The following is a 15,693-nucleotide window of genomic DNA, read 5'->3' on the forward strand; positions in this document are numbered from 1 at the left end:
GGCATAATAAAAAATTAGCAGCAGGAATATTCCTGCTGCTGATTTTTTATTATTTCTTGTCGGCATTTCTTATTTCGCAAACCAATAGACTGGCAAACCAACCACTGTAATACCAATAGCCACCATTGCATCCATTGGCTTGTTCATAAACATACTTGCAATAATATAGAACGCACCTAAAATAGCAATCATTGGTATAATTGGATAACCAGGTACGCTATAAGAACGTTTAGCATTGGGATACCGTTTTCGAAGAATAAATACGGCGATAAACGCAGAAACATAAAAAGTCCACATTACAAACATCGCAATGTCAGTAAGGCTATCTGGATCCCAGAAAATCATTAAAGCAGTTGCCAGACTCGCTTCTAATAACATTGCATTTACTGGCGCTCCAACTGAAGCTGGAACTTTTGCCAATATAGAGGAAGCTGGCAATTGTTCATTCAATGCCATCGCATAAGGAACACGTCCATTGGTAAGAATATAGCCATTGAGAGCACCAAAAATAGATACCAAAATACCTATACTGATAATTTTGCCCCCCATCTCACCAAATAATAATCCAGCAGTAGTGCTGGCAGCCATTTTTCCTAATGCAGCAATTTCCGCAGCAGGCAATACATGCATAATCGCGATATTCATAGTAAGATATGCGATAATCACGATTCCAAGCCCAAAAACAATGGCTTTAGGCAATTGTTTCGCTGGATTTTTCATTTCTCCCGCTACGAAACTTACACCAACCCAACCATCATATGCCCATAACGTAGCTAAAACGGCTGCTCCCATGCCAAGAGGAGGAGTAACACCACTCGTCATGCCAAGAACTTGTCCATTTCCCTTCCATAAACCAAATATAACAATAAGTGCAATAGGAATTAATTTGCCAATGGTAGCAACGGTTTGAATAAAACCCCCATATTTAGTACCTAAACAATTGACACCAGTCATAAAAAATACACTACCCACTGCAATCGGCAACCTAAATTCTTCACTAATGCCAAAAAAGGGCAATAGTAACGAAGAAAAATATAATCCAAGGGCTCCAATTGTTGCAGGTCCGTAAATTACCGTCTGCATCCAGCCATACAAATATGCCCACATCTTACCATATACTTCATTTAAGTATGTGTATAAGCCTCCTGTTTTAGGAATTTGTACCCCTAATTCGGAAACTGTCAGCCCTGCAGCAAGTGTTATACCACCACCTAGTACCCAAGCCATAAGGGCCATTGTAGAATCACCAGCCGCTAAAATTACACTACCGGATTTCATAAAAATCCCTGAGCCAATAACCATGCCAATTACTAATGCCATTGCTGGCATTAATCCTAAATTTTTCTGAAGATTACTTTGTCCTTCTGCCACAACGATTACTCCTTCTTACGAATATTTCAGACTAAGCATCAGAATATCAAATTTTTTGCACAACTGCAATAGGAATTAGCATAAAAAGGGCTAATAATATGTAGTAATAGCATTTAGGAGGTATAATATGGATCATGCTACTTTAAACATTAAGCCCCGCATTCTCTATCATGTAGCAAAAGCCGCCTGGGAAGGAACCTTATTTGATCGTCGAGAAGAAATTTGTACTATGGTATCAGAAGAATTTAAAGATAAACATACTCGCCGCCAAGTAGCCAACCAAATTCGTATTGCCATGGGATTAAATCCTCACAATGATGATCAAATTCTCAATGATTATGATGAAGAAGCTCTTATGGGCATGGGCAATGAATCCATTATCATTACCAATCCGGATGCTTGCCAATCCTGTCCTGCAGAGGAACGAAATTGTGAAAAAGCTTGTCCTTTACAGGCTATCACTCGTGATGACTTTGGTAAGGTTTCTATAAACCAGGAAAAATGCCTGGGTGAAGGTCACTGTATCCAGGCATGTTCTTTTGGTGCCTTAGCAGAAAAATCTCAATTTGTCCCTCTTATTAACCTTTTAAAACAACATAGTCATCCTGTATATGCTTCCATCGCTCCTGCTTTTGCAGGACAGTTTGGTGCAGAAGTTACGCCAGGTAAATTGCGTTCTGCACTTTTAAAAATGGGTTTTACCGATGTTCTAGAAACTGCTTTATATGCTGATTTAATTACTATGAAAGAAGCCTTTGAATTTGATCAGCATGTAAAAACGGACCAAGACTTTATGTTTACCAGTTGTTGTTGTCCAGTATGGATTAAATTAATTGAAAATAAATTTCCCGATCTTATGGAACATATTTCCCCTTCCGTCTCACCAATGATCGCATCGGCTAGAGTTATTAAACAGTTTGAACCAGATGCAAAAGTGGTCTTTATCGGTCCATGCATCGCCAAAAAATCAGAAGCTCTGTTACCTGACTTAAAAGGAGCCATAGACTATGTGCTCACCTTTCAGGAGCTGGCTACTATTTTTGAAGCCATTAACATTCATCCTGCGGATCAGGAGGATCATGAAAAAGCAATAGCCTCATGGGGAGGACGAGTCTATGCCTATACAGGAGGTGTAAGTGCTGCCGTAGCTACGACTTTAGAGAAATTGATTCCTCACAAAGTCCAAAAGCTAGTGTCCCTTAAAGTGGACGGTATTCCAGACTGCCAAAAGCTATTGGAACAGATTCGCAATGGTCAATTTACTGCTAATTTTATTGAAGGTATGGCTTGTAAAGGCGGTTGTGTTGGCGGACCGGGTCGCTTACTTCCCCCTGAAGAAGGACGAGAGCATGTTAAAAAATATGGTGCGATTGCTCTGGCTAATACACCTGTAGAAAACCCACAAGTTTATGCAATTCTAGCCCGTTTAGGCCACGAAAGCGGTATGCCTAGTCTATCAGGGAAAAGTCCTATGGCAGAATTATTGTCGCGCAAATTGGTACAAGATTAAAATTATGTATTCTAGTACATGCGTCACCTAAAAGCAATGTTAATTTTGCAGTCTTTTCCGCCTCGCTGGTCGAAAAAATCCTCGCAAACTTATCCACTGTTTTAAATGACGCAATGTACTAGTTAATTTCTGATATCATGCTCTTGTTTACTGAATATTCTTTTTTGCATACAATATACTAAAAAAAATTAAAAAATTTTAAAAAAATTTTAAAACAAATGACTAGCAAAAGCATGTGAAATAATGTAGAATTATAATTGATCAATCTTGTTACATATTTAACTAAGTAGTTCTGTAGTAAATTTCCAATATACTTTCTCTTACATAACTCTATATTTTGGAAAGTTACCACAATTACTACATTCAAAAAAAGGGGGATAATATGTCTAGAAAACCTGTACAAATTATGGAAACAGTATTACGCGATGGTCATCAATCACTTGCTGCTACTCGCATGCGCCTCACTGATATGTTGCCAGCTTTAGAACAACTTGATAACATGGGGTATTTTGCACTAGAAGCATGGGGTGGCGCTACTTTTGATAGTTGCTTACGTTTCTTAGGCGAAGATCCTTGGGAACGCTTACGCGTCCTAAAATCACATTTGAAAAAAACACCGATCTCTATGTTACTTAGAGGGCAAAATATTCTTGGGTATAACCACTATGCTGATGATGTTGTCACTGCTTTCGTTAAGAAAATGGTAGAAAACGGAGTTGGTGTTATTCGTGTATTCGATGCGCTAAACGACGTGCGTAATTTAGAAGTAGCCATGAAAGCTGCTAAAGAATCCGGCGCTCATGTACAAGGTGTATGTGTATATACGATTAGCCCTTATCACACTGTAGAAAGTTACATCAAATTAGCACAACAATTAGTAGAACGTGGCGCTGACTCTATCTGTATTAAGGACATGTCTGGTCTACTAAGACCTTACGTTGCATATGACTTGGTAAAAGCTCTGAAAGCTGATCCTAAAGTAGGCGTACCAATTCAACTGCATACTCACTATACTAGTGGTATGGGTTCTATGACTTACTTAAAAGCAATTGAAGCTGGTGTAGATGTTGTTGACTGCGCACTGTCCCCATTTGCTCTTGGTACTTCACAACCTTGTACTGAATCTATGATTGCAGCTTTAGAAGGTACTGAATATGATACTGGTCTTAAACGTAGCAATTTAAAAGATGTTGCTATTCATTTCGGAAATGTTAAGAAAAGCTTGGGCGCTGACTTTGGTCTTAAAACGTCCTTCGATGTCGACGCTAACGTTCTTGACTTCCAAATTCCTGGAGGTATGCTTTCCAACCTGTTCAATCAGCTTAAAGAGCAGGGTATTGAACACAAATACCAAGAACTTTTGGAAGAAATGCCACGAGTACGTGCAGAACTTGGCTATCCTCCACTTGTTACTCCTACCAGCCAGATTGTTGGTTCCATGGCAACCTTCAATGTAATGCTTGGCGAACGTTATAAAATGGTTCCACGTGAAGTAAAAGACTTGGCACGTGGTAAATATGGTAAAACTCCTATGCCTGTTTCTGAAGAAGTTCGTGAGAAAATCATTGGCAACGAACCTATTATTGACTATCGTCCTGCTGATGATATTGCGCCGCAAATGGATCTTCTTACTAAGCAACTTGCTGAAAAAGGCTATCCAAATGCATCGATCGAAGATGTTTTATCCTATGCATTATTCCCTGAAGTAGCATTAAAATTCTTCGAAAAAAATCGTTAAGAAATGACATAGTAACGCCCCCTAACTTTTAAGTTAGGGGGCGTTTTTTTATAGTTCTACTCATGGAAGCATGATTCTCCAATAAACTCTCGCAAAATGGAATTCATAGGAATTCCACAATCGTCAATACTTTGAAAATAAGTAAGGAATTTTAACAATCTTGTAGCCTCGGAATATGCTACTTGATCTGCTGTAATTTCTTTCAATAATGGTTCTGCATATTTCTTTAGAACCCCTAGTTCATAAATTAGTGCTGAATTAAACATAATATCTGCATCTTCTTGAAATGGGAAAATATTTCGCTCCTCGCCTCTTCTAACAGAGTGCCACATATTTAAAGTCGTTAAAGCATCATGAGACCTAAATTGATTATCTCTAACAATTCTTCTAATGAGCCGTCCATCAGTAGTAGGAATACGGTTATGATTATCAATGGATAATTGTGTTAACGCACTAATATAGATTTTCACTTTATGCTCTCTGGCAACAGCTGCCGTGAGCCTTTCATTGAGTCCATGAATTCCCTCAATAATAAGAGGTTGATCCTTTGTAATTTGAATGATATTTCCCAGATACTCCCGTTGACCATTTATAAAATTAAAAGAAGGCACACTGACAGCCTCACCATCTAATATTTTACATAGATGCTCGTTAAAAAGCTCTAAATCAATAGCTTCAATCGCTTCAAAATCATAGGCGCCCTTTTCATCCTTAGGGGTTCTATCACGATCAACGAAATAATTATCTAGGGATAGTGCTACAGGCCGCATAGCATTTACCCTAAGCTGAACGGTTAAACGCTGAGCAAAGGTCGTTTTACCTGATGAAGACGGACCTGCTACTAAAATTAATCTCACTTCTTTATGCTCAGCTACAAAATCGGCAATATGTGCTATTTTTTTCTCGTGCAGTGCTTCTGCAACTCTGATGATATCCTTAATCTTACCATTTTCCACGTATTCATTTAATGTGGCTACATAACCACACTCTAAGATGGCGCCCCAACGTTCCGCCTCCAGGAATATTTCTGATAATTTATGTTGAGGTACAAAAGCAGGCAATCGATCAGGCGTTTCTTTTTCAGGGAAACGTAAGATAAAACCAGCCGCATGCTGTCTTAATTCAAAAATCTTCAAATGTCCTGTGCTAGGTGTCATCGTGCCATAAAAATAACCGTATGTATTGCCACAATAGTAAACCCGAACATTTTTACGGTTCAATTGCTGCAAATGCTTCACTTTTTCAGATTGTCCTGTGACCTCAAATAAGGCTATTGCTTCCGCAATAGGAATACTCTTCATAGTTATGGGTCTATCTTCATTAATAATCTCTTGCATACGCCTTGTTATTAATTCTAGATGATTCATCGTAACCGTCTCACCAATATGCAGCTCGCAATATAAGCCCTTACTTAAGGAGTGTTCTACGGTTACTTCTCCTAATGGGAATAATTCAGATACAGCAGTAATCATTACAAAGGTCAAGCTACGCTGATAAACTTTAATACCTGAATCCGTATGTAAGTCTAAAAATTCAACGCTACAATCAGAGACTACTTTATACTGTAAATCTCTGATCTCATTGTCTACTCTGGCGGCTACAATTGGCGTAGCATATCGCTCCTGTATAACCTGACTGATATCTAACAAATTTGTTCCAGAATTATACAAGCCTATTTCACCATTTGCAAAAGATAGGGTAATTTGCTTTTTTTTCATCAATCTGCCTCCCGTTTCTACTTTATTATATACGAACAGTAAGGATCAACTTAACTCTTTCATATTAATGAGCTTTTTTGACGTATAAATCGACTACTAGATTATTCTTACATATAATTATATTTTATCATAACTCTTCCTAATCCATAAAGATTGATAATTTTATTTATCCGATGACTAAACCGCTCTAAGAATCCCATCTTCGTAAGGCATCTAAGTCCTAAAGATAAAGAAGGCAAATAAGCATTAAATACTTATTTGCCAGCAATTATTTATGTATTTATTATGCCAACTAAAAAAAGAAAGACATGACTTTATAAGCCAAGGCACTTACTAAAGCTGTGCAAGGAATTGTTAATACCCACGCCATGAGCATTTGCTGCGCTACACCCCAGTGAACTGCACTAATGCGTTTTGAAGTTCCTACCCCCATGATAGACCCTGAAACCACATGTGTTGTACTTACTGGCAAATGCAATAATGTTGCGCCAAAAATAATCAATGAAGAATTCAAATCCGAGGCAAAGCCACTAATCGGCTCCAATTTAAAAATCTTACTACCCATGGTACGAATAATTCTCCAACCACCTGCTGCCGTACCTAATCCCATAGCCGTAGCTGCTGATAACTTAACCCAGATAGGAACATCTAAGCTGGTTAAATAGCCTGTACTCACTAAGGTCAAAGTAATAATCCCCATAGCCTTTTGCGCATCATTTGATCCATGGGAAAAAGCCATCATGGCTGCTGTCAAAATTTGTGCCTTTTTAAATTTAGGATTAATACGCGATGGAGCTTTTCTGCCAAATATCCACAACAGAACTGTCATAACGGCAAATCCTGTAATCATGGCAATGACTGGAGAACAGATTAAGGCAGCAACAATTTTCAAAATGCCTTCTATTTTAAGTGCCTCATAGCCTGTAGAAACTAATACTGCACCAACGACTCCGCCTACTAAAGCATGAGAGGAACTACTAGGAATCCCTTTCCACCAAGTTAGCAAATTCCAGAAAATTGCACCGATGATCGCCGCAATAATAATGTGCTGATTCACCATCTGCGCTGATTTTACCAGATCGCTGCCAATTGTCTTAGCAACGCCTGTACTATACATAGCACCGAGAAAGTTAAGCATAGCAGCCATCCATACTGCAACCCGTGGTGTTAATGCTCGTGTAGAAACCGATGTGGCTATTGCATTAGCAGTATCATGAAATCCATTAATATAGTCAAAGGCTAATGCTAATAAAACAACAAAAATGATCAATGTATCAGGCATATTTCATAACCACGCCCCGCAATAAGTCTGCAATGTCTTCACAGTGGTCAAGGGCGTCCTCCATATGTTCCAATATTTCTTTCCATTTTATAACTTCGATTGGATCAGAGCAGGTTTCAAATAAAAGAGCTACTTCTCGTCGATAAATATTGTCACCTTGGGTTTCTAAGTCAGCAATTTTATGCGTGTGACTAAGGATTTTTTCTTGATTTCCTTTAATGTTCTTAAACAAAGTAAATACCGCTACCATTTCCTCGGTACAGTCCACTAGCACATTGGCTAATTGGACAGCTCCTGGTGCAGGTTTTCCAGCCTTATAGAGCACCATACGCTGCATTGTACCTTGTAGAAAATCCACAACATCATCTAACATCGTTGCCAAAGAATAAATATCCTCGCGATCAAGAGGTGTAATAAATGTCTGATTTAACTTATCAATGATTGCATCATTAATATCATCAGCTTTATGCTCAATATCAGAAATTTGCGCCATTTTCTGCTCAAGCTGCGTATACTCATTCATTACACTTTGAAGCACATAAGCCCCTTCCCGCAACACCATACTACTTTCTACAAATAACTTAAAAAATTCATCCTCTTTTGGTTTTAAGCCAAACATCTTTGAACCCCCATTTTTCAAAATTAGAAAAATTTAGTATACAAAATGAACCCAATAAAATTAGCCCAAAAATACTATATCATCAATAACGGAATAAAACAATGACCTACGTTATAGTAAACCATAAGTTTGATTTTTAAAAATAATGCAAATTTTATAATATTTCTTTTTTTATCGATTAAGATGAAATCAAGTACACAGGAAAAGAGGGTGAACCAAGAATTCACCCATCTTTGCTGGATTTACCTTTCCATCAGCCTACGTAATAAACGATAAGCTACCATAGAAACAGGCGCACGTTGAATTGCAAATCTCATTCCTAAAACAAAAATGATCACCGGTCCAATTACATGTATTATCCAAAACAAAGAACGAGGAAACTCTAAGACTGTATCATCAATAAAATTTTTATGCTGTCGCCCCAAATTCATCTCCTCCTTTATTGTAGTATTCCCTTCTATACTACAATAAACAAATGGATAATAGTGTAATTGATGCTTTTATTGAACCGAAACTGCTTGGATCGCTTTAGCAAATTTACCAGCCATCCCAGTCATTTTCTCAGATGTTACCGCACATACTGCGATACGAATTCCTTTTGCTAAAGGTACGGCAAATATATGATCATCATGCAGTTTCTCACAAACCGCCTCAGGATTTTCAACAGGGACGGTAATAAAGAAACCCGCAATATAAGGAAGGATATGTAAATTAACTTCCTGCGCTTCACGCATAAAAATATCAGCTCGTTTGCGAATTAAGGCATAATATTCGCCGCGCTCTTGCTCTGTCTGTGCTAATAAACTCTTATCTTGATAAATATCAGCCAATAGTTTCATGGCACTATAGTTAATATTTGACCATGTAGCTCTACTTGTAAATTGATTAATGCTTTGAAACTCTGTAATTATTTCTTTATTGGAAGAAATGCCAATCATGACACCTGTCCTTTGACCATACATCGTAAATCCTTTTGACATACTGCAGGCCAAAATAGGCAATATATTAGCAGGTAAATTGCCAAATTTCTTTAAAAAAGAACGACAAGCATTCTTTTCGCCTGCATAATCAATATAAGCAATATCAATTAACGGAATAATATGTTTTGTAGTATCTTTAACACAGTCTTTAAAAAGATCTAATACCTGATCCCAATCACTGTCACTCAAACTAAATCCAGTTGGGTTATGAGCAGGAGTATTAATAATAATAACCAAGTTATTTTGCTTTGCGATTATCTCTCTTACCTTAGCACTAAATGCCCCAATATTAAACTTTTGCTGATCATCAAATAAAGTATAGGTATCCAATGTACGCAAGGCATCTTGACACAGTATTTTATAGGGTCCCCAATACCAATCAGAGGTTAAAATCGTATCGCCAATCTCTGAATAATTCCAAATGGTATGATGGATAGCCCCAGTGCCCCCAGCAGTAGCTACGGCATCAATATAAGCCTCTGGCTTATGGTCCGCAAAGGTTAACTCTATCATCGCCGCTAGATAATCCGGCAAACCAGCAATTGGAGCATAGGGTATAATATGGTTGATTGAAAAATTTTTAAAAACTTTCTCAACCGTTGGTATGCAAGCTAACCTCTCTTGCTCATCCATAAAAGCACCGATGGTAGCATTGACGACCTTATTTTTGCCATACTGAGCAGCCGCTTTGGCAGCAGCAGCATTGGCGCCGAAAATTTTGTCTGTAGCACACTTTCCCTTTGCATGAGATGCAGCAACACTATAAGTCATTATTGTTCCCCCTTGAGATTGTTTTATTAGCCAAGTTGTTATCTAACAACTTGGCTAATAAATAAAATAAATTCTTTTTATGGCCTAATATGTTTACTTTTCCGTAGTAGTTAAAAGTTCCTGCTTTAAAAATTATGTATACAAAGTTTTTTTATATTTTTTCTTTAGAAACTGCTGCATCGCAACTAATCTTAAGGATACATTTTATGCAACATCCGAGGAAATGGGATTGTTTCGCGAATATGTTCAAGACCGCATAACCAAGCAACAGTACGCTCAAGACCTAAACCAAACCCAGAATGTGGCACTGATCCATATTTTCGCAAGTCCAGATACCACTCAAAAGCTTCTATCGGTAAATGATGCTCTTCAATACGTTGTTTTAAGAGTTCAAGATCATCAATCCGCTGTCCACCGCCAATAATTTCGCCATATCCTTCCGGAGCCAGGAGGTCCGCACCGAGTACGACGTTGGGATCTTCCGGATCAGGCTTCATATAAAAGGCCTTAATTGAGGTTGGATAGCGATGTACAAAAACAGGTGAACCAAAATGATTTGAGATAATCGTTTCATGAGGTGCACCAAAGTCTTCTCCCCAAGTAAAATCTTCTCCTGCTTCTTTCAGTATTTCCACTGCCTCAGTATAAGATATACGTGGAAATGGCAATTGTATGTTTTTTAATTTTTCTACATCTCGGTCTAAAATGGTCAGTTCTCTCTTACAGCGTTCTAATACCCTTGTGATTACATAGTAGACCATTTCTTCCTGCAGCTTAATATTGTCATCCATGTCAAAATAAGCCATTTCAGCTTCCACCATCCAAAACTCCATCAAATGGCGGCGAGTTTTGGATTTTTCTGCACGAAAAGTGGGGCCAAAGCAATAGATTCTTCCTAATGCCATCGCATTTGCTTCGCTATATAATTGACCACTTTGTGACAAATACGCTTTTTCACCATGATAATCTAAGCCAAACAACGTGGAGGTTCCTTCACATGCTGACGGTGTAATAATCGGAGCATCTGCCAGAACAAAATCACGCTGGTAAAAGAAATCTCTAAAAGCATGTTCAATTTCTGATCGAATTCGGAGAATTGCCATTTGTCTAGGAGTGCGAATCCATAAATGACGACGCTCTAGTAAGAAATCTACCCCATGTTCTTTATGTGTAATTGGATATTCTTCTGCAATATTAATCACTTCAAAACCTGTAACTTGCATTTCATAACCACCTGCAGCCCGAGGTTCCTCTTTTACAATTCCCGTTACTGTTATCGAAGTTTCCTGTGTTAATGCTTTGGTTTTATCAAACAGTTCTTCTCCTATATTTTGTTTTACAATTACACATTGCAAAAGACCGCTACCGTCACGCAAAATCAAGAATTTTACTTTTCCTGAACCACGCTGATTATATAACCATCCTTGAATTGTGACTTCTTCGTCTAAATGTTTTCCCAGATTTTTTATCAATACGGTATTCAATATCTCCACTCCTTGTGATTCAATTCGCTGTTTAGGTATCATAATTACATTTACTATTAAGCTTAAAAAATCCTTCTATAAAGTAAAAAAGTATATGAAAAGATAAGCAGGTAAAAACCTGCTTATCTTTTCAGCCATATGAATGACTCTTATTTACCACTGAATTGCTGTTCTTGAGCCTGAATCATCTTGCGGACCATTTGACCACCTACACGGCCATTATCAGCAGAAGATAATGCACCTTTATAAGTGTTCTTATAGTCTTTAAGACCAATCTCAGCTGCTGTTTCTTCCTTTAATTGATCAAGCGCCTTTTGTGCGGCAGGGTTCACAGGTTTTTTACTCCTAGACATTACGCAACACCCTCCAATAAATTTATTTGTAGTGCCTGTTTATATATTGCCTATAATGAATCAAATACATACAATGAAATTTTTGGTTGAGATGCAAATCATACCCTTCATCAATCAATCTTATATAAAATTCAAGTTTTCAATCTTAGTTATGGAACATACCGTAGTAAAGCAACATAAAATAATAATAAAAATACTCTATATTTACATTTTAGTAAAGGAGGAGTTCCCATGAATACGAGCAATATTGAAATTTTAGGTATTACTTCTCAATCTGATTTTCCAATTTGTCCTCCACATTATCCTTGCTCTCAAATTTGTCAAATAGATAAACTCTTTTTAGCTTGTCAGCATGATATTCAAAAAATACTCAAAGTAATTGTAACAATTACAATTTCCTCATTTAAAATTATTAATACTCCAATTGGCAAAAAAGTAGTCGTACATGGTTTTAAACATATAAAAGTGATTTCTGCTATCGATAACCATTGCTATTGTACCCACTCTGCTTGTTTTGATATTCCTTTTTGTCTTTTCATTAAATTAAAAGAATTCGATGCTGCCATTACCAAAATATGTACCATAGTGGAAGATGTTTCTGTTCAATGTTTGAAAAACCAATTTTTATTAGTGTCAAGTGTCATTTTCGCATGTCCTGTCTTTAAACCTAGTATCCCTAATTGTCATCATGAAAACGATAAAAATTGTAATTGCAATAAACCATCTCATGATTTCTCGGATATTCCCATTTATTCTAAGCAATGTGGATGCAACGAAATCGATCCTCTCTATTCTAATCAGAAATCTAACCTTTACGAAAAACAAAACCACCATCCGTCTTGCCCACTATGCCAAAATCATCCTACTGAAGCCTATCATACCTATCAAAACTTCCACGATGATCGATAAGCACTTGGCAGATAGTCTCACTACAAATTATTGTTTCCAAAATATACAATAAAAAAAAGAGGTTGGAAATAAACTGATACCTATAGACTAGACACTTGAAAAAAAGTGTCTAGTCTATATTTTTTTTGTATAATTAAATAGTAAGGAAGTGAGATCAATGAGCAAAATAATATTTTCGGAAAAAGATAGTTTGAAATTAAAGAAGAATATATATGTTTTAAAAGTAAGTGAAAAAGCAATTACTTATACTGATGAATTTAAGGAACTTTTTATCAATGAATATTTAACGGGTAAATTTCCTGTGCAAATATTTGAAGAGGCTGGATTTGATATTGATTTAATCGGATATAAAAGAATTGATTGTGCTTCTAGTCGTTGGCGTGCAGCGTATGAAAAGAATGGAGTTTTAGGTTTACAAGATACACGAAAAACTTCAAGCGGTCGCTCGCTTAATAGAGAACTTACATCGAAAGAAATGATTGAGAAACAGGAAGCTAAGATTAAATTACTTGAAGCGCAGGTAGAACTATTAAAAAAATTAGACGTGAGAGAAAGGATGCTGATAATCAAAAAGAAAAAAATAAGATCCGTTGATATTTTTCAACTAATCAATGAGATAGTCCGGAAGTATAACTTGAAAAATCTAACGAGTTATCTATGCGAAATTGCATGTGTTTCACGTTCTGGATACTATCATTATATTAACGCTGAAAGTACTAGAGTTGGGCGTGAAAAATCAGATCTAGAGGTTAGAGAAGTCATTTTAAAAGCATTTAATCGTCGGGGATATAAGAAGGGATCACGCTCTATTAAGATGATTTTAGAGAATGAATTGAGCATAGTATATAGTTTAAAAAGAATACGTAGGATTATGAAAAAGTATAATATCATATGTCCTCACAGACAGGCTAACCCATATAGGCAAATAGCAAAAGCAACGCAAGAACATCGAATTGTGCCAAACTTACTAGAAAGAAACTTCAAGCAGGGGCAACCTGGTAAAGTGTTATTAACGGACATTACTTACTTGCCCCATAATGGTACAGATATGGCTTATTTATCTACTATACTAGATGCTTCAACGGGAGAGATATTGGTACATCATATATCTAAAAGAATAACGCTAGACATAGCTACTGACACAATAGGAAAGCTTACAAAACAACGAAGAGTCAAGTTAACTAAAGATGTGTTTATCCATTCAGATCAAGGTTCTCACTACACTAGTCCCAAATACCAAAAGTTGCTTAAACAAAAAGGAATAGGACAATCCATGTCTAGACGTGGGAATTGTTGGGATAACGCTCCTCAGGAATCCTTCTTTGGACATTTAAAAGATTCTATAATTCTTGCCAGTTGCAAGAGTTATGATGATCTTAGTGCCCAAATAGACAAATATATTACATACTATAATAATTATAGATATCAGTGGGGATTAAAAAAGATGACTCCTGTTCAATACAGGAATCATCTCTTATGTGCTTAGTTCTCTTTTTTCAAATTGTCCTTGACATAGGTATCAGTTTAAAACTACCTCTTTTTTTTATACTTAATTATTGTCTTTTTGGTAACCAAATGTCATCCTTATTGATATGATATTATAAATCACTTAGGTCGAATTTTTCGCATCTGAAGACTAGCCAAAATCATTATAGATTTTTAGTATACCGCAATTTTCACTTACCCTAAGAATAGCAAATCTAAATCAAGGAGGAATGTATCATATGGTATGCAAAAAAAGTACACAAATTGCAGTAAATGGCTCATTACCTCTTCCAAGCCACACACCAGATATTGACTTTTTACTTCGTGTGACTTCTACTCCAGTCATAAAAAAAACAATTATCTTAGATAAGCAAATCAGTTTTTCTGGTCATGTAAATATTTGCATAGAATTTGTATCATCCAATTTTGACTCCACACAAACAGTCCATTTCATCTCCTTTGAAACTCCATTTATTGCTCTTATTAATCATTGTTGCGCAAAAGCCGGTATGGATTGCCAATTAAAGGCTTCTATTAAACATCAAGAATTTCAACTTATCAATGGTAGGTGCATTAATAAATTAATTGTTATAAAAGTTTGTGTAATCAAACTTAGTAAATCCTGTATTAATTCCAATTGCCACTGCTCCGAACCAAATCTGACTGTACTATGCACACCCGAAAAAATTAACCCCTGCCGCACTGCGGTCTATCCTGCAACACATCCCATGACACCTATGGATGATTTGCATGATATGCCTCCCTTCAGCAATTTTCATACTCCGTCTTCCCAGCAATTAGAACCATCCGATCCTACAAATGCCTACAAAGAACGTGACAACCTATCCTCTTATCATACCAGCGAATGCCAAGTCGACCAAGAATAATTTTTTAAGAATGATTTGTAATGCAAGATACTTCTTTCATTAGGTAAAAAAAAACTGTTCCAGCTAACTGGAACAGTAAACCCTTATTTTTATTCTACAGTAATGGCTTGAGAACTTTCCCACAAACCATGAATATTACAGTACGAAGTCGCTAGTAACGTACCTGAACCATTAAGCTTTATAATAGCTTTCGTTGTAGGCTCAGCATATACTGGTCCTTTATTTGCGCCGTCCGTAGACTCACCATGCACATTAAATTCAGAAGCTGCAACTTCAAAGACAAATTTGCTATTATCAGGTTTAAAATATAATTTAATCCAACGAATATGATGTTCAGTAGTATTTGGATGAGCAATTTCCTTCCCTACCGAAAGCCCTACAGCGAAACTTTCACCTGATTTTACTTTCTCTGGAGCCTCAATAACTGGAGCGTGTTTTTCAGTTTTCCAATCAGCACTTTGAATTACATCAGAAATTTTCATAAATCAAAAACCCTCCTTTTATTTTTAGTTTTAGTATGTCTTACTACTATTACATATATTTGCTAATAAATCAAAAATCCCTTTTATTTTATATTTCTTTACTA

Annotated in this window: 14 protein-coding genes; 5 read left to right on the forward strand and 9 right to left on the reverse strand. The window is 36.7% G+C overall.

From position 1 onward, the window contains the following. Positions 1-69: 69 nt before the first annotated feature. Positions 70-1,371, reverse strand: coding sequence for an APC family permease (locus JBW_RS14075; RefSeq protein WP_007953763.1), 1,302 nt, complete (start codon positions 1,369-1,371; stop codon positions 70-72). Between the two features lie 127 nt (positions 1,372-1,498). On the opposite strand from JBW_RS14075, the gene JBW_RS14080 reads away from it, so the two are divergent. Both JBW_RS14080 and JBW_RS14085 read left to right on the forward strand, forming a co-directional pair. Then, positions 1,499-2,881 carry a [Fe-Fe] hydrogenase large subunit C-terminal domain-containing protein gene (locus JBW_RS14080; protein ID WP_007953762.1) on the forward strand — a complete coding sequence of 461 codons (1,383 nt, stop codon included), beginning with the start codon at positions 1,499-1,501 and terminating at the stop codon, positions 2,879-2,881. 382 nt (positions 2,882-3,263) lie between these two features. Next, entirely contained in the window at positions 3,264-4,619 is a 1,356-nt protein-coding gene (locus JBW_RS14085) for a pyruvate carboxylase subunit B (protein WP_007953760.1), read from the forward strand. Positions 4,620-4,675: 56 nt separating this feature from the next. Here the strand turns inward: JBW_RS14085 and JBW_RS14090 are convergent, their stop codons facing one another. The 7 genes from JBW_RS14090 to JBW_RS14120 form a co-directional block, all read right to left on the reverse strand. Then, positions 4,676-6,337, reverse strand: a complete 1,662-nt coding sequence (locus JBW_RS14090) for a nucleoside kinase (protein ID WP_007953759.1) — start codon at positions 6,335-6,337, stop codon at positions 4,676-4,678. Between the two features lie 292 nt (positions 6,338-6,629). Continuing rightward, positions 6,630-7,619, reverse strand: coding sequence for an inorganic phosphate transporter (locus JBW_RS14095; protein WP_007953756.1), 990 nt, complete (start codon positions 7,617-7,619; stop codon positions 6,630-6,632). Then, a complete protein-coding gene (locus JBW_RS14100; RefSeq protein ID WP_007953754.1) occupies positions 7,612-8,238 on the reverse strand; it encodes a DUF47 domain-containing protein in 627 nt (208 codons plus the stop codon). Before JBW_RS14100 ends, JBW_RS14095 begins: the two co-directional genes overlap by 8 nt. Before the next feature lie 242 nt (positions 8,239-8,480). Beyond that, positions 8,481-8,663 (reverse strand): hypothetical protein, encoded by a 183-nt coding sequence (locus JBW_RS14105; protein ID WP_007953752.1) that lies wholly within the window; start codon positions 8,661-8,663, stop codon positions 8,481-8,483. A 75-nt stretch (positions 8,664-8,738) separates the two neighbouring features. Beyond that, complete coding sequence (locus tag JBW_RS14110) at positions 8,739-9,989, reverse strand: aminotransferase class I/II-fold pyridoxal phosphate-dependent enzyme (RefSeq protein WP_007953750.1); 1,251 nt, start codon at positions 9,987-9,989, stop codon at positions 8,739-8,741. Between the two features lie 191 nt (positions 9,990-10,180). Continuing rightward, positions 10,181-11,473: an asparagine--tRNA ligase gene (asnS, locus tag JBW_RS14115; RefSeq protein WP_007953748.1), complete on the reverse strand. Its 1,293-nt coding sequence runs from the start codon at positions 11,471-11,473 to the stop codon at positions 10,181-10,183. A 149-nt stretch (positions 11,474-11,622) separates the two neighbouring features. Further along, a complete protein-coding gene (locus JBW_RS14120) occupies positions 11,623-11,826 on the reverse strand; it encodes an alpha/beta-type small acid-soluble spore protein (RefSeq protein WP_007935564.1) in 204 nt (67 codons plus the stop codon). A gap of 231 nt (positions 11,827-12,057) precedes the next feature. Between JBW_RS14120 and JBW_RS14125 the strand changes: the two genes are divergently transcribed. The 3 genes from JBW_RS14125 to JBW_RS14135 all read left to right on the forward strand — a co-directional run bounded on the left by JBW_RS14125 (position 12,058) and on the right by JBW_RS14135 (position 15,107). Next, on the forward strand, positions 12,058-12,735 hold the full coding sequence (locus JBW_RS14125; RefSeq protein WP_007953746.1) for a DUF3794 domain-containing protein: 678 nt from the start codon (positions 12,058-12,060) through the stop codon (positions 12,733-12,735). A 157-nt stretch (positions 12,736-12,892) separates the two neighbouring features. Beyond that, positions 12,893-14,221, forward strand: coding sequence for an IS3 family transposase (locus JBW_RS14130; RefSeq protein ID WP_045820623.1), 1,329 nt, complete (start codon positions 12,893-12,895; stop codon positions 14,219-14,221). A gap of 238 nt (positions 14,222-14,459) precedes the next feature. Beyond that, positions 14,460-15,107, forward strand: coding sequence for an SPOCS domain-containing protein (locus JBW_RS14135; protein WP_007957504.1), 648 nt, complete (start codon positions 14,460-14,462; stop codon positions 15,105-15,107). An 89-nt stretch (positions 15,108-15,196) separates the two neighbouring features. On the opposite strand, the gene JBW_RS14140 is transcribed toward JBW_RS14135, so the two are convergent. Then, on the reverse strand, positions 15,197-15,589 hold the full coding sequence (locus JBW_RS14140; RefSeq protein WP_007957503.1) for a class II SORL domain-containing protein: 393 nt from the start codon (positions 15,587-15,589) through the stop codon (positions 15,197-15,199). Positions 15,590-15,693: the final 104 nt, after the last annotated feature.

It is taken from the genome of Pelosinus fermentans JBW45 (assembly GCF_000271665.2).
Taxonomy (GTDB): Bacteria; Bacillota; Negativicutes; order DSM-13327; family DSM-13327; genus Pelosinus; species Pelosinus baikalensis.

Excerpts from the sequence above, each read along its gene's own strand:
- JBW_RS14080 (WP_007953762.1), top strand. The coding sequence starts at position 1,499 with ATGGATCATGCTACTTTAAACATTAAGCCCCGCATTCTCTATCATGTA.
- JBW_RS14085 (WP_007953760.1), top strand. The coding sequence starts at position 3,264 with ATGTCTAGAAAACCTGTACAAATTATGGAAACAGTATTACGCGATGGT.
- JBW_RS14090 (WP_007953759.1), bottom strand. The coding sequence starts at position 6,337 with ATGAAAAAAAAGCAAATTACCCTATCTTTTGCAAATGGTGAAATAGGC.
- JBW_RS14095 (WP_007953756.1), bottom strand. The coding sequence starts at position 7,619 with ATGCCTGATACATTGATCATTTTTGTTGTTTTATTAGCATTAGCCTTT.
- JBW_RS14100 (WP_007953754.1), bottom strand. The coding sequence starts at position 8,238 with ATGTTTGGCTTAAAACCAAAAGAGGATGAATTTTTTAAGTTATTTGTA.
- JBW_RS14110 (WP_007953750.1), bottom strand. The coding sequence starts at position 9,989 with ATGACTTATAGTGTTGCTGCATCTCATGCAAAGGGAAAGTGTGCTACA.
- JBW_RS14120 (WP_007935564.1), bottom strand. The coding sequence starts at position 11,826 with ATGTCTAGGAGTAAAAAACCTGTGAACCCTGCCGCACAAAAGGCGCTT.
- JBW_RS14125 (WP_007953746.1), top strand. The coding sequence starts at position 12,058 with ATGAATACGAGCAATATTGAAATTTTAGGTATTACTTCTCAATCTGAT.
- JBW_RS14130 (WP_045820623.1), top strand. The coding sequence starts at position 12,893 with ATGAGCAAAATAATATTTTCGGAAAAAGATAGTTTGAAATTAAAGAAG.
- JBW_RS14135 (WP_007957504.1), top strand. The coding sequence starts at position 14,460 with ATGGTATGCAAAAAAAGTACACAAATTGCAGTAAATGGCTCATTACCT.
- JBW_RS14140 (WP_007957503.1), bottom strand. The coding sequence starts at position 15,589 with ATGAAAATTTCTGATGTAATTCAAAGTGCTGATTGGAAAACTGAAAAA.